The sequence below is a fragment of the Paenibacillus sp. J22P169 genome (assembly GCF_059691995.1).
In genome coordinates this window covers 1-19,509 of the sequence record NZ_JCAUAO010000003.1, presented here as the reverse complement: position 1 = coordinate 19,509, position 19,509 = coordinate 1, and the positions used below count along the sequence as shown (strand labels likewise).

The 19,509-nt window shown below is 47.8% G+C and carries 20 protein-coding genes, 12 tRNA genes and 1 riboswitch; of the genes, 2 read left to right on the top strand and 30 right to left on the bottom strand.

What is annotated here, in order from left to right; all coding sequences use genetic code 11:
- Positions 1-325 precede the first annotated feature (325 nt).
- The 3 genes from AC58QG_RS17980 to AC58QG_RS17970 form a co-directional block, all read right to left on the bottom strand.
- Positions 326-619 (bottom strand): Dabb family protein, encoded by a 294-nt coding sequence (locus AC58QG_RS17980; RefSeq protein ID WP_497363503.1) that lies wholly within the window; start codon positions 617-619, stop codon positions 326-328.
- Positions 620-724: 105 nt separating this feature from the next.
- Positions 725-1,408 (bottom strand): NAD(P)H-binding protein, encoded by a 684-nt coding sequence (locus tag AC58QG_RS17975; protein ID WP_497363502.1) that lies wholly within the window; start codon positions 1,406-1,408, stop codon positions 725-727.
- 21 nt (positions 1,409-1,429) lie between these two features.
- Entirely contained in the window at positions 1,430-3,052 is a 1,623-nt protein-coding gene (locus AC58QG_RS17970) for a sensor domain-containing diguanylate cyclase (protein WP_497363501.1), read from the bottom strand.
- A gap of 177 nt (positions 3,053-3,229) precedes the next feature.
- Between AC58QG_RS17970 and AC58QG_RS17965 the strand changes: the two genes are divergently transcribed.
- On the top strand, positions 3,230-5,374 hold the full coding sequence (locus AC58QG_RS17965) for a DNA topoisomerase III (RefSeq protein ID WP_497363500.1): 2,145 nt from the start codon (positions 3,230-3,232) through the stop codon (positions 5,372-5,374).
- Positions 5,375-5,487: 113 nt separating this feature from the next.
- Here AC58QG_RS17965 and AC58QG_RS17960 read toward each other — a convergent pair whose 3' ends face one another.
- The 4 genes from AC58QG_RS17960 to AC58QG_RS17945 form a co-directional block, all read right to left on the bottom strand.
- Positions 5,488-5,823 carry a hypothetical protein gene (locus AC58QG_RS17960; RefSeq protein WP_497363499.1) on the bottom strand — a complete coding sequence of 112 codons (336 nt, stop codon included), beginning with the start codon at positions 5,821-5,823 and terminating at the stop codon, positions 5,488-5,490.
- A 94-nt stretch (positions 5,824-5,917) separates the two neighbouring features.
- Positions 5,918-6,394: a signal peptidase II gene (lspA, locus tag AC58QG_RS17955; protein WP_497363498.1), complete on the bottom strand. Its 477-nt coding sequence runs from the start codon at positions 6,392-6,394 to the stop codon at positions 5,918-5,920.
- 154 nt (positions 6,395-6,548) lie between these two features.
- Positions 6,549-7,184: an HAD-IA family hydrolase gene (locus AC58QG_RS17950; RefSeq protein WP_497363497.1), complete on the bottom strand. Its 636-nt coding sequence runs from the start codon at positions 7,182-7,184 to the stop codon at positions 6,549-6,551.
- The gene (locus AC58QG_RS17945) at positions 7,178-7,474 is read right to left on the bottom strand and encodes a hypothetical protein (RefSeq protein ID WP_497363496.1); all 297 of its coding nucleotides are present in this window, start codon (positions 7,472-7,474) and stop codon (positions 7,178-7,180) included. The genes AC58QG_RS17950 and AC58QG_RS17945 overlap by 7 nt, the downstream gene beginning before the upstream one ends.
- A 164-nt stretch (positions 7,475-7,638) precedes the next feature.
- Between AC58QG_RS17945 and AC58QG_RS17940 the strand changes: the two genes are divergently transcribed.
- Positions 7,639-8,241 (top strand): CcdC protein domain-containing protein, encoded by a 603-nt coding sequence (locus AC58QG_RS17940; protein WP_497363495.1) that lies wholly within the window; start codon positions 7,639-7,641, stop codon positions 8,239-8,241.
- Positions 8,242-8,666: 425 nt separating this feature from the next.
- Here AC58QG_RS17940 and AC58QG_RS17935 read toward each other — a convergent pair whose 3' ends face one another.
- The 23 genes from AC58QG_RS17935 to AC58QG_RS17825 all read right to left on the bottom strand — a co-directional run bounded on the left by AC58QG_RS17935 (position 8,667) and on the right by AC58QG_RS17825 (position 19,476).
- The gene (locus tag AC58QG_RS17935; protein ID WP_497363494.1) at positions 8,667-10,604 is read right to left on the bottom strand and encodes an ABC transporter ATP-binding protein; all 1,938 of its coding nucleotides are present in this window, start codon (positions 10,602-10,604) and stop codon (positions 8,667-8,669) included.
- Between the two features lie 77 nt (positions 10,605-10,681).
- Positions 10,682-11,215, bottom strand: coding sequence for a spore protease YyaC (gene yyaC / locus AC58QG_RS17930; protein ID WP_497363493.1), 534 nt, complete (start codon positions 11,213-11,215; stop codon positions 10,682-10,684).
- A gap of 181 nt (positions 11,216-11,396) precedes the next feature.
- A complete protein-coding gene (locus tag AC58QG_RS17925; RefSeq protein ID WP_497363492.1) occupies positions 11,397-12,056 on the bottom strand; it encodes a hypothetical protein in 660 nt (219 codons plus the stop codon).
- Positions 12,057-12,241: 185 nt separating this feature from the next.
- Positions 12,242-13,132 (bottom strand): C40 family peptidase, encoded by an 891-nt coding sequence (locus AC58QG_RS17920; RefSeq protein ID WP_497363491.1) that lies wholly within the window; start codon positions 13,130-13,132, stop codon positions 12,242-12,244.
- A 3-nt stretch (positions 13,133-13,135) separates the two neighbouring features.
- Positions 13,136-13,297: riboswitch (cyclic di-AMP (ydaO/yuaA leader) on the bottom strand.
- A 122-nt stretch (positions 13,298-13,419) separates the two neighbouring features.
- Positions 13,420-13,941 (bottom strand): GNAT family N-acetyltransferase, encoded by a 522-nt coding sequence (locus AC58QG_RS17915; RefSeq protein ID WP_497363490.1) that lies wholly within the window; start codon positions 13,939-13,941, stop codon positions 13,420-13,422.
- 59 nt (positions 13,942-14,000) lie between these two features.
- A complete protein-coding gene (locus tag AC58QG_RS17910) occupies positions 14,001-14,951 on the bottom strand; it encodes an acetylxylan esterase (RefSeq protein WP_497363489.1) in 951 nt (316 codons plus the stop codon).
- Between the two features lie 199 nt (positions 14,952-15,150).
- A tRNA-Gly gene (locus AC58QG_RS17905) sits at positions 15,151-15,221 on the bottom strand.
- 18 nt (positions 15,222-15,239) lie between these two features.
- Positions 15,240-15,316: transfer RNA gene (locus tag AC58QG_RS17900), tRNA-Pro, on the bottom strand.
- 20 nt (positions 15,317-15,336) lie between these two features.
- Positions 15,337-15,413 (bottom strand) — tRNA-Arg (locus AC58QG_RS17895).
- 6 nt (positions 15,414-15,419) lie between these two features.
- Positions 15,420-15,494, bottom strand: a tRNA-Gly gene (locus tag AC58QG_RS17890).
- Positions 15,495-15,596: 102 nt separating this feature from the next.
- A complete protein-coding gene (locus tag AC58QG_RS17885) occupies positions 15,597-16,295 on the bottom strand; it encodes an AIM24 family protein (protein WP_497363488.1) in 699 nt (232 codons plus the stop codon).
- A gap of 27 nt (positions 16,296-16,322) precedes the next feature.
- Positions 16,323-16,778 carry an SH3 domain-containing protein gene (locus AC58QG_RS17880; RefSeq protein ID WP_497363487.1) on the bottom strand — a complete coding sequence of 152 codons (456 nt, stop codon included), beginning with the start codon at positions 16,776-16,778 and terminating at the stop codon, positions 16,323-16,325.
- A gap of 51 nt (positions 16,779-16,829) precedes the next feature.
- Complete coding sequence (locus tag AC58QG_RS17875) at positions 16,830-17,456, bottom strand: GyrI-like domain-containing protein (RefSeq protein WP_497363486.1); 627 nt, start codon at positions 17,454-17,456, stop codon at positions 16,830-16,832.
- 138 nt (positions 17,457-17,594) lie between these two features.
- Positions 17,595-18,104: a ferritin gene (locus tag AC58QG_RS17870; RefSeq protein ID WP_497363485.1), complete on the bottom strand. Its 510-nt coding sequence runs from the start codon at positions 18,102-18,104 to the stop codon at positions 17,595-17,597.
- Positions 18,105-18,217: 113 nt separating this feature from the next.
- Entirely contained in the window at positions 18,218-18,469 is a 252-nt protein-coding gene (locus AC58QG_RS17865) for a DUF1450 domain-containing protein (RefSeq protein ID WP_497363484.1), read from the bottom strand.
- Positions 18,470-18,626: 157 nt separating this feature from the next.
- Positions 18,627-18,706: transfer RNA gene (locus AC58QG_RS17860), tRNA-Leu, on the bottom strand.
- A gap of 19 nt (positions 18,707-18,725) precedes the next feature.
- Positions 18,726-18,801: transfer RNA gene (locus AC58QG_RS17855), tRNA-Lys, on the bottom strand.
- An 18-nt stretch (positions 18,802-18,819) separates the two neighbouring features.
- Positions 18,820-18,896, bottom strand: a tRNA-Asp gene (locus tag AC58QG_RS17850).
- Positions 18,897-18,927: 31 nt separating this feature from the next.
- Positions 18,928-19,004: transfer RNA gene (locus AC58QG_RS17845), tRNA-Met, on the bottom strand.
- Between the two features lie 73 nt (positions 19,005-19,077).
- Positions 19,078-19,153: transfer RNA gene (locus AC58QG_RS17840), tRNA-Val, on the bottom strand.
- A gap of 17 nt (positions 19,154-19,170) precedes the next feature.
- Positions 19,171-19,245, bottom strand: a tRNA-Glu gene (locus AC58QG_RS17835).
- 34 nt (positions 19,246-19,279) lie between these two features.
- Positions 19,280-19,371, bottom strand: a tRNA-Ser gene (locus tag AC58QG_RS17830).
- 29 nt (positions 19,372-19,400) lie between these two features.
- Positions 19,401-19,476: transfer RNA gene (locus tag AC58QG_RS17825), tRNA-Asn, on the bottom strand.
- Positions 19,477-19,509 lie beyond the last annotated feature (33 nt).

Below are 19,509 nucleotides of genomic sequence, written 5' to 3'. Positions count from 1 at the left end.
TAGAGAGGAGTAAGAGGGATAAGGACGGGTACAAGAGTAACAAGTAGAACAAGAATAAGTAAAGATGTTCGCCAACGAAATAGCTGGAAAAAATCCAGCTATTTCTGCCCCATTTCATCGAAATAGGAAGATAACTGGATTTTCTCCATCAATATTTGGGTCTTTCCACTGGAACGCCAATAATTGAGTAAATTAGATGTACCTTTTCCATTTATTTCACATATCTGGCCAAATCGCATGAAATTAAATGTAGTTTTTCCCGTTATTCTCCAATCGAGCGGGTCTACTCACCACATCGCAATCATACCGAATTTGCCCATAACCTCTAAATCTCGATATCCACGACTATGCTGTCTACACGACCAACTTCACGAATCAATGCAGCTACTGCTTGATGCTCAGGGTTTGGACCGTAAGCTTCCAATGCGGCTTTATCTTCAAAGCGAACGGAAAGTACGACTTGGAAACCTTGATTTTTCTCTGAAAAATTAAGACCCGCTTGGATATCAACGATACCTGTCAGATGAGGACGAAGCGCTTTGAAACGATTAACAACCTCTTGCAGCTGCTCCTGTGTTGTTGTTTCAGCAAATTTTACAAGGACAATATGATCAATCATGGTGTAAACCTTCTTTCTATAATCATTTAGGACATGAATAATGAACGACATTAATCTTAACAAAAACGTAGGCAGAGCACCACTACCGTTTATACGTTAATCGGATCATCTACCAGCGATGGCTGCAATCCGATCGGAGGTCAGCACCTGAACACCTGTTTTGCCCGACTTCGCGGCTCGAATAAGGCCCGTTGCAATCGTTCGTGCATGAATCGGACGATACTTGCGAAGGCCACCCGTCATCAGCGGCGCGATGGCACGCGAAACGATGCCTCCCAATTTCTCACCTAATCGGAATTCCCCGCGGTCACCAAGAATGAGAGAAGGCCGAAGCAAGTGAAGCGCACGAAGCCGCATCCCCCGCAGCTTATCTTCCACTTCACCCTTCACCTGATTGTAGAAAAAGGAGGATGTGCGATCTGCACCCATCGCTGTCACTATGGCGAACGCATCTGCTTGTCCCTTGCTCGCCACTTCAGCTAACATAAGGGGATAATCTCGATCCACTCTGCGGAATTGCGGTTTCGAGCCTGCTTTTTTAATCGTCGTTCCTAAGGTGCAGAAGACATGCGCATGCGCAAACTCCGAGGACTTCAGACTCTCACTCAGTTTAGCGAAATCAATCACTCGCTGCTCTAGTTTCCCTTGTCCACCAGACTGCTCTAAGTCCATCTTCTTACGAACTAGAGCTATAATCTTGTCATAGTCCGGATCGTTCAATAACTGTTTGATCAATTCCTTGCCGACTAAGCCAGTTCCTCCCGCAACAATCGCCGTTCTCCCTTTCATAGCACGCCTCCAGCGTCATATTTATACATGATCATCTTCATCATACAACCTTTTGGTATCAACTACGACACGATTTCTTCCGCCTGACTTTGCACGATACAGCGCATGGTCTGCCCTAGAAACCATATCTTCCAGCACCATCGTTCCATATTCCAATGTCGGTGAGTATTCTGCGACTCCGATGCTTGCTGTTATTTTGACCGTTAACGACTCTTTCCTAAAAGGCTCATTAATGAAAAGCGCTCGCAATTCCTCAGCTAATGCTGCACTCTCGTGCGCGTCCTTCCGCAGCAATAAGAGTACGAACTCTTCTCCGCCATACCTCGCCACAATCGCATCCTCTCCCGCAAACCGTCTCAAGATACTCGCGACATGATGGAGAACGCCATCGCCAACCAAGTGACCATAAGTATCGTTAATTTTCTTAAAATGATCAATATCCATCATCATGACGGAACAGGTCTGTCCGGAGTAAATGCACGATTGCAATTGCTTGTTGCCTTCTAGCATCATGTAACGTCGATTATGAACCTCAGTCAATTGATCCATCCATGCGGAATGCTCCAATAACGAAATGTTCGATTTCAAACGATCGGACATGAGATTAAACGTAACCACTAATTGACGCAGCTCCACGGGGGCTTTTCTTATTTTATCCGCATTGATCTGGTAATCGTAATTCCCCTTCTGAATGATCTTCGTAGCACGAAGCAAATATCGAATCGGCCTCTCGATCTTGGAGGCAATCATCACCGCAGCCGCAACACTGAGAAGAAGTGCAATCAACGAAATGAAAATAATCGTCATGCTTAATTCATTTAACTTTTGAAAAATTTCCTTCTGAGTAATTTCCCCGACAACCAGCCAATTTTTCTCTTGAGACCATCTGTATTGACCATACACGCTCTCACCTCGGAAGCCAATATACGCACTATGATCAGTACTATTCGTCACAGCACGTTGATAAATTTCCGATGCTACACGTTGTGTAATCGTATGATTCTCCGCACGGTTGGAGGCTGTTACAATATTGCCTTGTCCATCAAGCACATAGACTTCACCCGTATCCCCGAAGCTAAGCTGAGCCATCAATTTATTCAACATTTCAAGTGTGATAATACCAAGTACAATCCCTTTGAATTCACCATGATCACCTAGTACGGGGGATGAGAAGGTAATCACAGGTGCTCCATTTTCTTTGGACATCACGACACCCGAAACGAAGCTCTTCTTATCCTTGCCATGCGTGTAATATTGACGATCACCCACATAAAATTGATTCGAATCACCTCGAATATAGCCATCCGGCTCAACAAAGGTAATCGAATAAAATTCCGAGTTCACCTTCGCATAGTCTTGAAATTCCCGTTTCAAATCGCCGATGCGATGGAACTTGGCATTATCTGAAAGTGCAAACCGTTTAATTGCATCCAGTTTTTCCTGATTCCAACGTTCAATATATAAACTCTGCAAAGCAATCACTTGCTTGAGTTGAACCCCAGCCTCCTCTAACCGATTTCCCTTCTCTATAAAGTAAAAAGGAACAATGATCGAAAAAGCCAGCACCACAATGATTGCGCTTATCCAGAGTTGCAGTCTTGTTTTAATGGTATGATTGGAAAAAAGAGAAAACATGTGACCCATCGAGGTTTCCCCCCTTTTAGACTATATATCTCCATTATACCTTATATTAGGACGAAAACAGACAAATTTCGCTGATTTCTAGCATAAAAGTACGAATATTTCGAAAATTCATCCGTTTGAAAAGTAGATCCCTTTCGCTTATGCTATTTTGTATGTAGAAAAGAGGTAATTAGCCCAATGAAAATTCTAGTTCTTACCGAAAAACCAAGTGTAGCCAAAGAAATTGCTCGTGTGCTGGGCTGTAATCAGAAGCAGAAACACCATTTTGAGGGCTCCAAATATGTCGTCACCTGGGCGCTCGGTCATCTTGTTACGCTCGCTGAACCTGATGATTACGATCCCAAGTACAAGACATGGAACCTTGAAGATCTGCCCATTATCCCTGGCAAAATGAAGCTCAAAGTAATGAAAGAAACCTCGCAGCAGTTTCGTGCTATCGAACACCTCAGCCGCCGGGGTGACCTCTCGGAGCTGGTCATCGCAACCGATGCGGGGCGCGAAGGCGAGCTCGTCGCGCGCTGGATTATGGAGCTGATCCGCTGGAAGAAGCCGTTCAAACGGCTTTGGATCTCGTCGCAGACGGATCAGGCGATTCGCGAAGGCTTTGCGCAGCTGAAGCCTGGCACTGACTACAACCGGCTGTATCAAGCAGCCGTCTGCCGTTCCGAGGCCGATTGGCTCATCGGCCTCAACGTAACCCGCGCGCTGACCAGTAAGTTCGGCGCGTCGTTATCCGCTGGGCGAGTGCAGACGCCCACGCTGGCTATGATGATCAACCGTGAGGCGGAAATCCGGGATTTCCGGTCCGTCGACTACTGGTTGATCGAAGCCGAGCTCGGGTCCTTCCGCGCCCAGTGGCGGGACCCGAAAACCGGCGACTCGCGCATATTTGACAGCGAGCGCGCTGATGCCTTGAAAGCAAAGCTGCAAGGCCAGAGCGGCCGCATCGTGCAGGTAAGTAAGACCGAGAAGCAGATTCCGCATCCGCTCGCTTATGATTTAACGGAGCTGCAGCGCGACGCGAACCGCAAATTCGGCTTCTCTGCCAAACAGACGTCGAATGTTCTGCAACGGCTTTATGAGCAATATAAGCTAGTCACCTATCCGCGAACCGATTCGCGCTATCTGACTTCAGATATGGTACCGACCTTGCTCGGCCGTTTGAAAGGGGCTGCTATCGGCCCTTATGCGGCGCTTGCGGCACCTTTTATCCGTAAACCACTGACGATCACAAAACGAATCGTCGACGATACGAAAGTCAGCGACCATCATGCGATTATTCCGACGGGTGAGGCGATCTCACTAGCTACATTAAGCGCAGATGAACGAAGACTCTACGATCTGATTCTTCGCCGATTCTTAGCCCTATTCAGCGGACCTTGCCGCTACGATGAAACGAAGTTAACGATCGAAATCGCTGGGGAGAAGCTCTATGCTTCAGGCAAAGTCGTGAAACAAGCGGGCTGGAAAGATGTGTATGGTGCCACCGATTTCACCGATCCTGATCGGGAAGACAATGAATCCGAGGAAGATACAGGGCAGCTGCTTCCACAAGCATCTGAGAAAGACGCCGTTACCGCTCGCAATGTTCGCCAAGTTAGCCGCCAAACGAAGCCGCCTTCTCGCCATAACGAGGCTTCCTTGCTATCGCAGATGGAGAGGTTCGGTCTTGGCACACCTGCGACTCGCGCAGATATCATCGAGAAGCTTGTGTCCTCCGACACGATTGAGCGCCAAGGCTCCTTGCTCATCCCTACCGGCAAGGGTACACAGCTCATTGAGCTCGCTTCCGAGGAGCTGCGTTCTCCCGAGCTTACAGCACGCTGGGAGCAGGAACTTGAACGCATCTCCAAAGGCAAAGGAAGCATGGAAGCTTTTCTCAGCGGCATTCGCAAGAAAGCTGCCGAACTGGTTGACGAGGTGAAACGCAGCTCCGCAGCGTATAAACCGCATAATTTGACCGGCAGCAAATGCCCCGATTGCGGCGAGTTCCTTCAGGAAGTCAAAGGCAAACGAGGACGTTATCTGGTATGCTCCAGTCGGGAATGCTCCTACAAACGTGAAGCTGATGGGCAATTAACGAACCACCGATGCCCTCAGTGCCATAAGAAGATGGAAATACACACGGGTAAAGCAGGCAAATATTTTCAATGCCGTCCCTGCAATGTAGTTGAGAAAATCGACGGCGATTCTAAAGGTGGTGGACGCAAGGCTACAGCCAAAGCCAACCGCCAGCTGATCGAGCAGTTCTCCGATTCTGCCGGAGTTGGGAACTCACTCGCAGACAAGCTGCTCGCAGCCCTTCAGCAGAAGAAGGACTAATATCAAGAATAAAGCCCAAGCGACTTGCTTCTTCGCTTGGGCTTTTTTTTACACTATGAGAACAACTTCTCTATACCGACATCTGCATGATTGCACTTATTCATGACTACTCATTATGCTTTGGTTAATATCCTGCCTTTAACCGCTAATTCGAGATCTTCTAACGTCGTGATCCCCAAGCTAACCAGTGCTTCTCCCGCTTCCATATGAACATTGGCTAAGATATGCATGCTTGTATTAGGCACTAGTGATTTGCGAAACTCGTGAAACAGCACCGCATTATACGCTTTGAGAACCGTCATAAACTCCACAGTTGGCGGGACAAATCCACGAATTTCAGAGGATCGCCAGAAAAATTCCCTCACATGCATAATATCGGATCCCGTGCGGTTCAACTTTCGAATCATCACAAAAAACTCATCAACAAGTATTTGTCGGTCCGCTTTCATGTGACCATCCCTCCAATGACGTATTCCTATTTGAAGGATACCACAAATAGTTCTTTAGATCTATACACGCTCTAATTTTAGTGAGCTTAAATACCTACGAAATTTGCGGATTATTCCCATTTCTCTTCCATTTGCTTCTCTGCGAAACAAGCATGTCCACTACATACAGCACAACACCCAAATTAATCGCAATATCCGCAAGATTCATTATCCCATTTCCGGAGTGAATGACGATGAAATCCGTGACCTTCCCGAATAGCAGTCGTTCAATTCCGTTTCCAATTGCCCCACCAACAAGGAGTGCAGCTGCGCTTTGTTTTAACGTCCCTGGGAGCCCACCATGTCTACGATACCACCAAATTCCTCCGACAATTAGAAAGGCAAGAACGCCGAGTATAGGGGCCCATCCCTGCAGCGAACTGCCTGCTGCCCCGCTATTTTGATAATACGTAAATGAGATTATATCTTTATAAAAGGGCATGGATTCACCCACCGTCATTACGGAGCGTATCCAAAACTTAGACAGTTGATCGACCGCTGTAATCACAAGAATTATTGAATAAAATAGCATGCTATCCCTCCATTCCCTTCCTTTAGCCTTGCTCTCTTATTTTACTTGAAAAGAAAGGATAACTGCTAATTCTGCGTATTAACCCTTTTGACCAACATAAAAAGCCCCCCCAGTCCTCCTGTGGCGGCTCCTGCCTATCTAATCTCGCTGACCCTCAACTTAGGCTCATTAGCGTTCGGTATAGCTCCCCAGGTGTGTTGGCCATATAGTCCGGATTTCCACTGTGCAGCAGTTGCGGAGAATCATATCCCCATGTCACAGCTACGATAGGCACACCTAATTTCTTGCAGGATTCAATATCCCGTAATTCATCGCCAACATAAATCATGCGCGTAGGCGTGGTTCCCCACTGCTTCATCACTTTACGAATCGAGTGATGCTTGCCAAAAATATGCTTCGCTGAAATGATCTCCTTAAATGCACCCTCCAGCTTATTTTTTCGCAGAAATAGCCGAATATTCGCTTCTGAATTGGAAGAAAGAATCGAACTCTTGACGCCTTGTGTGGAAAGCTTCGCAATAACCTCTTTCATACCGGGTACGATCTGCAGTGATCGAATATTCTCGTGGTACAGCTGCCGCCCTGCCACCATCAGTTTAGGAATTTGGAGCACAGGTACTCCTAAGCGATCCACACGTTCAGAAATTGACATCGAGCGTAATGGCCCCAAGTCCTGTTCGCGGATGGGACGGAAACGATGTTGTATGGCCATTTCATTGTAAAGCTTAACTAGCAGCGCCCTGGAATCGACAAGTGTCCCGTCAAAATCAAATAGGATATGTTTTACCATCTGGGTGTATATACAAATAAGGCCGGACCCTCGGGCGGCACTTGGCGAATTTGATTATCTTTAAACTCTTGGGCTGGATCTAGGACCACATGCGGATTACTGACGGTTCGCATGTCCTCCCACACACAGGAAACGCCTAGTTCGTAACCCACTGCACCACCTGCGAACATTTTACAGCCTTTGCAAAATTGCTCCTTTTGCTGCGCATCCAGTTTCACGATTTTATTACGAAGACAACAGTAAATTTCATTAACTGTGTTACATACATTAACATGAGTGATCATAGCCATTTACCGTCAACTCCTTGCGGCACTTAGAGTGTGTAATAGTAAGTTTATCGAACTACTATTAAGTGTATGACATAATTTTGTAAACGGAATAACATTTCTCACGATGGGCCGTCCAAATTTGCTACAATTAGGAAATACAATGACAGGTTTGGAGGTGCTCCCCCTTGCAGGACACATTACATTATGTGATTCCTTTTCTTATCTTTGGCTTCTTTATTTATCGACGGGCGAAGCGCACCATTGGCTTTCAAAAGCTTTCCCGTGGCAGACTCACCTTTCGTCTGTCCTTGTTCAGCCTCTTCGGGGTCATCATTTTCCTCCTGGGCTTCGTTCATCCCATCCATTTCATCGGCTATCTGATCGGACTTGCCGGTGGCGCCTTACTTGGGCGAACTGCGATTCGCCATACCCGCTTCGAGCATCGGAGCGATGGCTGGTACTATCGCACACATCTCTGGGTTGAAGTCACAGTCCTTGTTCTCTTCCTTGGTCGCATCGCGTACCGCTACGCGGCTGTTGCCATTTCCACAGGTTCAACGACTACCTTCACGCCTGCTGATTTCTCTCAATTTACAAAAGATCCCGTCACCGCTGGCGTTTTCTTCATCATCGTGTCGTATTATGTTTTGTTTTTCGGCTACTTACTGCGCGAGGGAACCAAACTGGATCCGACAGCGTTGGCGGATAGCGATGATGGCGTGATCGGGAGCCCTGTAGGTCCCACCGCAGGAGCTCCTGCTCCCCAGGCGAATGTTCGGGTGGAGTAACTTTCTCCTCTCCCCTTCCAAGCTTAACAAGAAAGGGATATTCCCCTTAGTCAATTGACTTGGGGGAATATCCCTTTCTAATCGTCAGCAGGCAAGCAATCTGCCTGCGATGCCGATTCAGTGGGCAATACTCGCTTTTAACGCCCTTTTGGCGCGTTATTTGCTGCGCCGAGGACGTTCCGCTCTGCAATAAGACCCTTTTCGGGCCTTATTGCCTGCGATTCCGCCCATTCGGTGGGCGATACTCCCTTTTAGCGCCCTTTTCGGGCGCTATTTGCTGCGCCGAGGACGTTCCGCTCTGCAATAAGACCCTTTTCGGGCCTTATTGCCTGCGATTCCGCCCATTCAGTGGGCAATACTCCCTTTTAGCGCCCTTTTCGGGCGCTATTTGCTGCGCCGAGGACGTTCCGCTCTGGCGGCTACTCTCAGCTGCCCTTCGCTGCCTCCTCGGCAGCCTTCGCGAACTGCGTACTGTACAGCCGCGCGTACAGCCCTTCCAGTGCGAGCAGCTCGCTGTGCGTGCCCCGCTCCACGACGCTGCCCGCTTCGATCACCAGAATGTGATCGGCGGCCAGCACCGTGGAGAGCCGGTGCGCGATCACGAGCGTCGTGCGCCCTTGCATCAGCTCCTCGAGCGCCGCCTGCACATAGGACTCGGACTCCGAGTCCAAGTGCGACGTCGCCTCATCGAGGATGAGGATGCGCGGGCGCTTCAGGATCGCGCGAGCAATCGCGATCCGCTGGCGCTCGCCACCGGAGAGCCGGTGGCCGCGCTCTCCGACCATCGTGTCGTACCCTTCGGGAAGCGACACGATGAAATCGTGGATGTAGGCCTGCCGACAAGCGGCCTCCATCTCCTCACGCGTAGCATCCTCCCGCGCAAAGCGCAGGTTGTCGCCAATCGTCGCGTGGAACAGAAAAGACTCCTGCGTCACATACGCGATCTGCGCCCGCAGCGACGCTAACGCCACGTCGCGGACGTTGACGCCGTCGACCTCGACAACGCCGGCAGTCGGGTCGTACAGCCGCGCGATCATCCCAATCAGCGTCGACTTCCCGGCGCCGCTAGGTCCAACAAGCGCGACCATCTCACCCGGCTGCGCTTCGAAGGTGACGTCGCGCAGCGCATACTGCACCGTCCTCCCCTTCTGCCCTGCTTCCTCTGGTTCCACCAGCTTCCCTATCTGCCCTAGCTCCACCGGTTTCGCCTTTTGTTGCCCAACTCCATCTGAATCCTCCAACTTCGCCTTCTGCCCCACTCTACCCGATTCCCCTGCCTTATAAGCAAAAGAAACCTGCTTATAGCTCACACGCCCGGCCACCGATCCTAACTGGCGTGCACCCTCGGCATCCTTGACATCAGGCACCATGTCTTGATATTCAAAAATCCGCTGAAATACCCCCAGCGCCGTCGCGACCTCTACTTGCAGATTCAGCAGTGTCCCTACAGGCATATACAACCTTCCCAAATACGCCGTAAACGCGACGATTGAGCCTAAGGTCATATCCCCCTGAATGACAGAGTAGCCGCCATAGATATAAATAATGGCCGTGCCTAACGGCCCTAACGTGCTCGTTGCCATCCCGAACCAACGGCCGACTAAATTGAGGCGCAGCTCGAGATCCATGACCTTTTGATTCATCTTCGTGAATTCAAGCTCTTGCTGTTTCTCTCTGCCAAAAATCCGCGTTAACAACGCACCCGAGATACCAAAGTTCTCATTCAGCTGCGAGGTGATCTCCGAGCGTACCTTTTGCGTTTCGAGCCGCAGGGCCTTCCGTACCTGGGATACCTTTTTCACAGGCAGCACAAAGAGCGGGAGAATCAGTACCGAGATGATCGCCAGCTTCCAATCTAGCGCAAACAATATGCCTATCGTCGTAAAGACGATGACGATCTGCGTGATGGAGGAGACAACAATAGACGTAACCACACTCTGTACTGATTGCACATCGCCTGTGATCCGCTGCACAATTTCCCCTGAGCGCGCGTCCGTGAAGAACGACATCGATTGTCGCTGCAAATTGATAAACAAGGACTGCCCTAAATCCCGAATAACCCCTTGGGTTACTTTGGTATTGAGGTGGTTTTGCCACACGCCAAGCACTCCGCTCAAAACAGGCAGCACGATTAGCAGCAACGCCATCACGGACAATAGCTGCACACGACCCTGAGGGATAGCTGTATCAATAATTTCCTTCATGACTAAGGGCGGGATCAACCCCATCAATGCCGCAAGCAGCGCTAGGCCGATAATGGCCAAAAGCTGTCCCCAATATCTTTTGAACAATAGCAAAATCCTTCGGATCGACACATCCTTCAACTTAGCCTTGGGACGATTCCTGTCGGAAAGCCGCCCCATTCCCCCTGGCCCTCCTGGGCCACCTGGTCCTATCACTCACATATCACTCCGATCTTTCTCCTCTTTGCTGCCCTCAACTACAAAGGAATTGCATAGGCAATTGCACTAACTACCTCATCTGCCATCTGAAGCACATGATATAACGAAGTCGTTTGCAGGACATTATACTGTCTAGGTCCATCGACATTCACGATCGCAGCAATCGTGTAGTCACCAATAGGCGGCAACACCTTGCCAACTGATTTTCCTGGAGCCAACGGCTGGTTCGACAACTGGTACAAACCGACACTCAATTTTTGTCCTAAACAAGCATCTATCGCAATCACCACGACATTCGGTGGAATTTCCTGCAAGCGGATCGCCAAGTTACTGGCATCACACGGTGCCGCTAGCGTACCAATGACATGTGGATAGCCTAGCTCTACAAGCTTACTTCCTACAAGGGGACCTAGTGAATCGCCCGTTGAACGATCTGTCCCTATACATACAAAAGCCAACTGGCTAGGCTTCAGCTCCGTGCTCAAGGCAATCTTTTGCAGAAGCTGCCCTAACTGCTCACCATTCACCTTTTTCCAAAACTGCGCTTGCAGCTCCAACGGTTCTTTCTCCATCTTTGCCTCCCTTCCAAGCATGTAACATATAACCCTCACCTAATGAATGATAATTCTATTCTTTCATAAGGAGGTGCGCCCTGTCCACTTACCTACTTCTATCGGCACGCACACCAAATAAGCGTTACTCGACAGAGCAAAGCCTATTCATGCCGCTTGTTGTCCTGACAGTTTAATTTTCTTAATGTACGCGATTCATCCGAACAATTCGATAATAGAGCTGACCGCTTACCTCTTGCTCCACTTCCAGATAGCCTTCCGTATGAACATAATCTCCCAACATATACGTGGAAGCATCCGCCGAATCTGCATGTGTTAGAAAGAGCAGCGCAACCTTATCATCCCCAACCACAAATCCAACCTGTTCCTTCACCTGGAACTTCTCAATAATTTTCCCATGATGAGATCTCACGATATGATGAAACCGCCAAGCGCCTTCTTCCTGTACGATAAAATAAAGCACACGATTGCGATGCGCATTACTAAACTCCCGTGTCACACCAATCATACAGACCTTTTCACCAATACGTAAATATTCATCAACCACATACGATTTCAGTCGTAACCGATTGACATTCTTGATCTGAATATAATTTTCCATCTCATCTATGGAGCGGTGATCCTTCGGATCTTGCTTCGTCGCGTAGAATACTTCTTTAATAAAGGTATCTGTTTGGAATTGCCTTGCCCCTTTGAAATGGTTATACGTATGAAAAAATTGCTTAATCACTACCCGAATGTCTTCCGGTATGGCAGGACCTGTTTCCACGTTATACATGCGATCTGTTCGACCCGACATTTTAATTTTATGAAACCAGCTTTTCCAGACACTAACTTGCATGTCGCACGCGTCACCTACTTTCTTCCAACCATTTTCTCATTATAGGCTATAATCCTCAAAAATTCGATAAAAATCGCAGATTTTCGCGCAAAAAAAAGAGCATCTGCCGCTTTGCTTTCATTTACGAAAGACATAGCGAACATACGCTCTTAATCACCTAGCATATACCTAATTGAGTAACCGTCTTATAGCACGCGTTTCGCGCCTACGTATCTTGCGCTCCAATAGGAGCTAGCGAGGCTATCGACTGTTACACCACTGGACGTTGTCGCGGAAATGAATTGATTATTTCCCATATAAATGCCCACATGATTGACGATATTGGAAGCAAAGAACACTAGATCTCCGGCTTTCAAATCGGTTACTCTCGCACCGGCTTGATCATACATTTGTACAGAGGTGCGTGGCAGCTCGATTCCTTTGGCTTCGAATACATAACGAACGAATCCAGAGCAATCGAAGCCCTTGGGTGTAGTTCCTCCCCATCGGTAAGGTGTTCCTCGAAAAGTCGTTGCAGCTTGAATAATTTGAGCTGAAACGGATGTCTGAACGACCTTTGCTACTGCTGGGGCGGCAGGTGGCGGTGCAATCCAAGCTGGCTTGTGGGACTTACCGTCCTCTTCCACGATGGCGATTTTATTCGCATCGTTCCACGCAATCGCAGAGCCAAACGTCTCTGTTATGAAACGTAGAGGAACGTATGTATTTCCCTTAAGCAACGTCGGACTGCTTTCTAATTCAACTAACTTATTGTTCACGACAGCTTGCTCTTCGTCCGTTGTTAGTTGAATCGCCTGCTCCTTGTTCATTAGTGTGACGACGACTTCATCGCCTTGCTTCGCCCAACCTACTTGATAGCCTAATTTCTCTGACAGCACGCGTAGTGGCACCTGAAGTGTACCTTCCGTATCAATAAACGGCTGTACTTCAGGGAATTTCACTAATTCATCATTGACCTGTACCTTCACAGAAGAGGTATCTGGCGCAGAGGCGTACGCGGATGGAGCGGCGAACAGGGGAATGGCTGCGCCTATAAGAGCGCATGAACAAATAAAGCTTTTTGTAAAAAGTTTCAAAACGTTGTTCCTCCTTGAAGCCTCCGAGGTTAGTTGACGGGTTCGGGAAGAGGTTTCCCTAGTGCGCCCCATTAGCCATAGACTAACTGAGCATTCATTCACCCCAAGTAAAGAAGTCCCCCGTACCAGAGCTTTTGATGCTCCGAGATTCGGCATTTTTTGTCTATGTTAGACTAGCATAGTTCGTTTTAGCCTGACAACTTTTGCACAGTGGTAATTGTTTCCTTTTTAGTGAAATCACGCAAAAACAGCTACTCAAGTAGAGTAGCTGTCTTACCATCATTGCTTCAAACCAAGCCTACAGACTGCTTATAAACCTCTGTGAACAGAATGTTCTTGAAGGGGTTAAACTCTTTTTCAGTCAATGGACCTGGATAACTCATGATGTTGAGAGTTAGCTTCAATTGCCCTTCTCGGAGGGAAGGCTGCGCATAGGGAAATAGGTTCAAATGGAATCCGCAACGCTTATAGAATTCAATTCTCCGCGTAGCATCTGAGGTATTCGGAGGCTCGACTTCAAGTACGATAGGCGTTGTAGCACTGCTCATATACGTCATCAACATCTTTTTGCCAATCCCGCCACCTCTTATGGCAGCGTTGACGGCGATATGTTCCACAAATCGAAACGTGCTAAAGTTCCAGCTCGCTAAAAAGCCAAGCATTTGTCCCTGCTCATCTCTTTCTACATCTATTCTGTAATTGGGATGAGCTAGTAGCGCTCGTTGACCTTCATAGTTTCTAATCTCCGTAATTGGAAAAGCCGTTTCCATCAGTTCGAATACGTCATCAAACGAAGACTCTTGCTCCATCTGTTGGCACCTCCTTCAATTATAGGGTGTCCAACCGTGCCTACTGAACATGCAGCTCCCTACCACTTCGAGAAGAACGTATGCGCTGCAGTATGAGTGCCAGGAGGTAGCTCGTGGCCCATGAATGGGTAAACCGCAATAGATTTATTGGTAGATGCGATACGATTATAGGCGGCAAAAATAGTTTCCGGTAAGCAGGTCATATCCTTTAAGCCTACCGTCACGTGAACAGGCTGTTCGATACGCTCCCCTAAATTTACGATATCGAAATAGGATAGCGTCTTCAGCACGTCTGGTAAGTGCTCTGGGAATCTAGTAACGAATCCGGCTGCCTCACTAAGGGAACTCACGGATTGCAGAATGCCAAGATCCATGTGACATAGATTCGGCACATGGGCTATGGCTGCTCGAATGCGCTTCTCGAGTGCGGTGACTAGCAGAGTAAGTCCCCCTCCTTGGCTCCCCCCGAATACGAATACCCGTTCCTTGTCGACTTCTGGTTGCTCCAGGGCACAGCTCACAGCGCGTAAGGAATCGATGGCAACTGCGCGATAATAACTCTTCTCTGCATCAAGGATCCCCTGCGTGATCCAACCTTTCGTCATCCCGTAATCCTGTGACAGTGTATTACCTGTTTCGCCACCTTGCCCGCGAACATCAACTGCAAGTACCGCATACCCCATAAGCAGCCAGGCTGCATGATCCTCGGGTTTCCCCTTGGAGCCAGAGTAGCCGGGGAATGTTACGACACATGGAACCTTCTTAGGACTGGATGCATCAACGGTTGGCAGCATCAACCAAGCATGGATAGGTGTGCCTTCAGCTCCCTCCAATACTATTTTATTGACTTCCGCATAGACGAAAGGAGCTTCAATCCGCTCCTTCGTATAAGATATCGTTCGATTGGCCTCTTCGTAAGTTCTCACCCAGAATGCGGCCAAATCAGATGGCGCCGTTAACTCTGAGCGAAACTGGTGTAACCCCTGAATACGACTTTCAATAGCGTTCATGACGGCAAGTCTCCTTATCCTGTTTTTCCCATTTTAGCCCAAGTACTTGGATGCGTCTATTGTAAATCCTTAAGTTGATATGCGAAGTTCCCACGCACCTTAACTCCACGTTTCCTGCAGATATAACGAAAAAAACCACCCGAAGGTGGTTTCTTTACTTAAATAAAAAAGATCACCCGGAGGTGATCCTTTTTATTTAAGCGGGCGGCGGGAATCGAACCCGCGCGATCAGCTTGGAAGGCTGAAGTTCTACCATTAAACTACGCCCGCATATTAAAAATAACTAAGTGGTCGGGACGACACGATTTGAACATGCGACCCCCTGCTCCCAAAGCAGGTGCTCTACCAAGCTGAGCTACGTCCCGTAGTGAAGATAAAGTGTAAATGGCGCGCCCTGAGAGATTCGAACTCCCGACCTTTTGATTCGTAGTCAAATACTCTATCCAGCTGAGCTAAGGGCGCAAATATTGGAGCGGAAGACGGGGATCGAACCCGCGACCCTCGCCTTGGCAAGGCGATGCTCTACCGCTGAGCCACTTCCGCATACGGTTATTTCTCTTTCGCTCAGCAAGTGTTTCTCTGAGGCGACAAGGAATAATATATCAGGTATTCAAGACAAATGCAACTATTTTTTAAGTTTTTTTATTATTTTATGAAAACGCCGCCAAAGGGCAGCACTTCCCTCGCTATTCGGCGTAGCAAGCTATCCGATTTCATATGTTCGTCCAATTTGGGATCAGGCTTACATGGCTGCATCAGCACCTGGCCATGCCCTGTGATTTCCCAGTGATAATTCATATGCTGACTAGCCAGTGTGTTGCCGTATACACAAAGTCGTAGCTTAGCCTGCCGCGGGTATGCAACAAGACAATTAACATCTACGTACAGCGGTTCCTCTGGATCCAAAGCGATGTGATGTATAGGGCCCGCTGTTAGCAAACCTAAATTACCGGGACCGTGAAACTGCATTTTGACTAAATCTTGCGTGATCAACGTGTTCTTCACACTCTGTAGATGCGTTGTAAACGTCACACCTTCCGTATAGAACAGCACATGACGAAATTCAAACAATAGATCATCTTCGGCTTCCACAGGCACTACAGCCAAACTATACGCTTCTGGCAAACCCATTAGCACGCGTCCTGGACCAAGTATTCGTGACTGGATCAAACGCTTCTTCCTATACATACTCGGAAGCTTCATCAGTGCATCTTCACGTTGCTCTGGTCTCCCTTGAAACGCAACAATTTGGTTGGGATGCAGCACATGCACAGCCTCTCCCTTTAGAAGCTTCAGTGTAGCCATCCTGGCTTGTGAGCTTGCATTTTCATAGATGATCTCCAAAAACAGAACCTCCTCGCACCCTTCCTGCTAGCGCATCCCACGCTTCCTTCTCTGCCATACGAAGAGACGAAACACGCGTCCAAGCAAGAAATAGCCTACTACTAATGCCGCGGCCGTAATGACCATGTAGGTGATTTTCCGATTACGTTTATCTTTGTCTAGCGCAACTTGTTCCATGGCCTTCAAGCGTTCCTGCAATTGCTCGTTGTCCTTCTTAAGTGCTTCATTCTGACTCAAAAGTCGCTCTTCTATTTCTTGAGACTGTCTGACGGCTTCAGATAACTTGTCCTTCTGTTCTTCTAATTGCTGCTTTGTAGCTTCATAATCCTTCTGGATCTGCTCTACATTGCTTGGCAATTGATAAATATCTTTGACCCGATCTAACCAAGAAGCGTGGGCGGCAGGTGCGGGATACAACAAACCCATCAAGATCACGAGGACAACCACAGCTTGTCCAATTGCAGCCATTTTGTGTATGCGCATCCGCCATCACTCCCACCATTCTCGACATTATCTTCTATTTTACAGCAAAAATCACCCCTTCACCACTTCTATCGCTTGAACCGGATATCGCAAAATCGTTCTCAATTTCGCAGGCTCTGTCTTCCTCGGGTCGGATAAGTAAATCTCATGATGAAGTCCACAATAGCTGAGCTGATTTTGTTTTATAAAATGCTCCATCTGAGCCAATGTTTCTGGCTCGGTCGCATACGGACCCACGTGCAGCATCTGGACACAACGTCCCTCATGCAAAGACTCATACTCAACATTGGAGATCACTTTAAGCTCTTTTTTCTTGGCAGCGGCAGCTCTACGTGCTTCCTCCACGTCCTCAGCAGTGACATACGTTGGCATACGAATCAACAGCTTCCAGTGCCACTCCTCTCTAGGCACCTCTAGTGCAGTTCTAGGATCGCCGTCCACCCACCACTGTCCCTCCAGCTTGGCTACTGTGAAGTCTTGCTCCATCTTCTTACGAAGGCCCTTAACACCATAGGCGACCGTATATAGCGCTTCTGTAGCGTTTGCGAAGGTCGTACCATTGGGATCTCCCTTTCCTACGATTGTCACGTAAGAAATAGGTTCAAATTCAACAAGCTGAGGCTTGGTTGGAGCTGTGTAGTAGGCTTTATAGGTTTTAGCTAAGTCTAATTTTTCCATGAAGGGCTTCCTTTCTTTCCTTTTTCTCTACTATACGTAATTAACCCTGACAACCGTATGTCAGCAAACAGAAAAAACTTACCTCTCGCAACAATATGCGAAACAAGTAAGTTTTTGTCTCATGAAAAGGATATGTAATTATTCCGCAGCTGGTGGGGTAAACGTGCGTTGTGCAAACTCAGCATCCAACATATAGAAAGCATTGCTATCTTTATCAATGCGTTTCAATTTATTAATAATACTGTCGAACATCGCTTCTTCCTCTACCTGCTCATCAATGAACCATTTCAAGAACTGCATCGTCGCATGCTCTCGATCGTTCAACGCTAAGTCGGACAAGTGATAAATCCGTTTAGTTACTTCCTGTTCATGCAGATATGCATGCTCAAATGCATCCAAAATTGATTCGTACTGATTCACCGGTGTATTCATGCCAGCAAAGCTGACCTTTTTTCCACGGTCATTAATAAATTTGAAAATTTTCATTGCATGAAACTTCTCTTCTTCGGCTTGTACTTTAAAAAAGTTTGAGAACCCGTCCAAGCTTTCCGCAGCGCAATAACCAGCAATAGCCAAGTAGACATGCGCGGAGTAAAACTCATAATTCATCTGTTCATTGAGCGCTTCGGTTAGTGTATCGTTTAACATCTGTGCACACACCTTTCTGTATGGTTATCTCTTGCGTATTCCCCATACATACAAGATTACCAGAATTGTGCATAGAAATACAAACGGAAGTAATAATTTTAGTAGATCTAGGTTCAAGCCATCACGCTTTTGGCCTTAGATGCCGAGATTATTTCTTTAATTTGAGCATACAAATGGTCTGGTGACTCCGCGCAGAGCAGCTTCTTCTTCCCGATCATCGCAATACATTCTTTCTTACAATGTCTGCAATTGCCGAGGCAGTCTTTCTTCTTCTGCTTCAAATCAGGAAATTCATTCTTAATGGATTTATATATTTGTTTCGATCCGAATTTCTCATTTCTGCAGCAGTATTTAATCGTTTTCAAATGCGATCTCCTCCCGCTATGTCACGTAAATCACTACTTCTGATATTAGTGATAATAATAATCAATGTCAACCAAAAATTAGATGGGCTTGTACGCAAAAAGAGCTTTCTTCAATCCCCATTCGAGGATGAAAGAAAGCTCTTTCTGTTTGTTTGGATGCGCGTAGAGGGACTTGAACCCCCACGGTCGCCCGCTAGATCCTAAGTCTAGTGCGTCTGCCAATTCCGCCATACGCGCATGCTGTAAATAAGGCAAATGGTGAGTCATGTAGGATTCGAACCTACGACACCCTGATTAAAAGTCAGGTGCTCTACCAACTGAGCTAATGACTCATGTCTTGTAATAAAAAATGGCGGAGCTGACGGGATTCGAACCCGCGATCTCCTGCGTGACAGGCAGGCATGTTAGGCCACTACACCACAGCTCCACACTATGTAAATCTCCTCTTAGTAAGAGGTTGGTTGCGGGGGCAGGATTTGAACCTGCGGCCTTCGGGTTATGAGCCCGACGAGCTACCGGGCTGCTCCACCCCGCGACGTTATTAGCATGATATTTTATTATTCCCAGATGAAAAGCAAGACATCCGAATTTCTTCTGAAAAGATAAAATGGTGGAGGCTGACGGGATCGAACCGCCGACCCTCTGCTTGTAAGGCAGATGCTCTCCCAGCTGAGCTAAGCCTCCATGGGATAAAGAATAAATGGTGACCCGTAGGGGACTCGAACCCCTGTTACCTCCGTGAAAGGGAGGTGTCTTAACCACTTGACCAACGGGCCTCGTAAACAGGCTCTTCTAATATGAAAGCTCTTATGGCGGAGAGAGAGGGATTCGAACCCTCGAGACGCTTGTGACGCCTACACGATTTCCAATCGTGCTCCTTCGGCCAGCTCGGACACCTCTCCATAAAAAGGCCTGGTTTTTGAAAAATAAATGGCTCCCCGAACAGGACTCGAACCTGTGACAACTCGATTAACAGTCGAGTGCTCTACCAACTGAGCTATCAGGGAACAATGCTTGGCAACGTTCTACTCTCCCAGAAC

What these genes read in the sequence shown, in the direction of transcription:
- AC58QG_RS17980 (WP_497363503.1), bottom strand. Translation starts at nt 619, where the DNA reads ATGATTGATCATATTGTCCTTGTAAAATTTGCTGAAACAACAACACAG.
- AC58QG_RS17975 (WP_497363502.1), bottom strand. Translation starts at nt 1,408, where the DNA reads ATGAAAGGGAGAACGGCGATTGTTGCGGGAGGAACTGGCTTAGTCGGC.
- AC58QG_RS17970 (WP_497363501.1), bottom strand. Translation starts at nt 3,052, where the DNA reads ATGGGTCACATGTTTTCTCTTTTTTCCAATCATACCATTAAAACAAGA.
- AC58QG_RS17965 (WP_497363500.1), top strand. Translation starts at nt 3,230, where the DNA reads ATGAAAATTCTAGTTCTTACCGAAAAACCAAGTGTAGCCAAAGAAATT.
- AC58QG_RS17960 (WP_497363499.1), bottom strand. Translation starts at nt 5,823, where the DNA reads ATGAAAGCGGACCGACAAATACTTGTTGATGAGTTTTTTGTGATGATT.
- lspA (WP_497363498.1), bottom strand. Translation starts at nt 6,394, where the DNA reads ATGCTATTTTATTCAATAATTCTTGTGATTACAGCGGTCGATCAACTG.
- AC58QG_RS17950 (WP_497363497.1), bottom strand. Translation starts at nt 7,184, where the DNA reads ATGGTAAAACATATCCTATTTGATTTTGACGGGACACTTGTCGATTCC.
- AC58QG_RS17945 (WP_497363496.1), bottom strand. Translation starts at nt 7,474, where the DNA reads ATGGCTATGATCACTCATGTTAATGTATGTAACACAGTTAATGAAATT.
- AC58QG_RS17935 (WP_497363494.1), bottom strand. Translation starts at nt 10,604, where the DNA reads ATGGGGCGGCTTTCCGACAGGAATCGTCCCAAGGCTAAGTTGAAGGAT.
- yyaC (WP_497363493.1), bottom strand. Translation starts at nt 11,215, where the DNA reads ATGGAGAAAGAACCGTTGGAGCTGCAAGCGCAGTTTTGGAAAAAGGTG.
- AC58QG_RS17925 (WP_497363492.1), bottom strand. Translation starts at nt 12,056, where the DNA reads ATGCAAGTTAGTGTCTGGAAAAGCTGGTTTCATAAAATTAAAATGTCG.
- AC58QG_RS17915 (WP_497363490.1), bottom strand. Translation starts at nt 13,941, where the DNA reads ATGGAGCAAGAGTCTTCGTTTGATGACGTATTCGAACTGATGGAAACG.
- AC58QG_RS17910 (WP_497363489.1), bottom strand. Translation starts at nt 14,951, where the DNA reads ATGAACGCTATTGAAAGTCGTATTCAGGGGTTACACCAGTTTCGCTCA.
- AC58QG_RS17880 (WP_497363487.1), bottom strand. Translation starts at nt 16,778, where the DNA reads ATGCGCATACACAAAATGGCTGCAATTGGACAAGCTGTGGTTGTCCTC.
- AC58QG_RS17875 (WP_497363486.1), bottom strand. Translation starts at nt 17,456, where the DNA reads ATGGAAAAATTAGACTTAGCTAAAACCTATAAAGCCTACTACACAGCT.
- AC58QG_RS17870 (WP_497363485.1), bottom strand. Translation starts at nt 18,104, where the DNA reads ATGTTAAACGATACACTAACCGAAGCGCTCAATGAACAGATGAATTAT.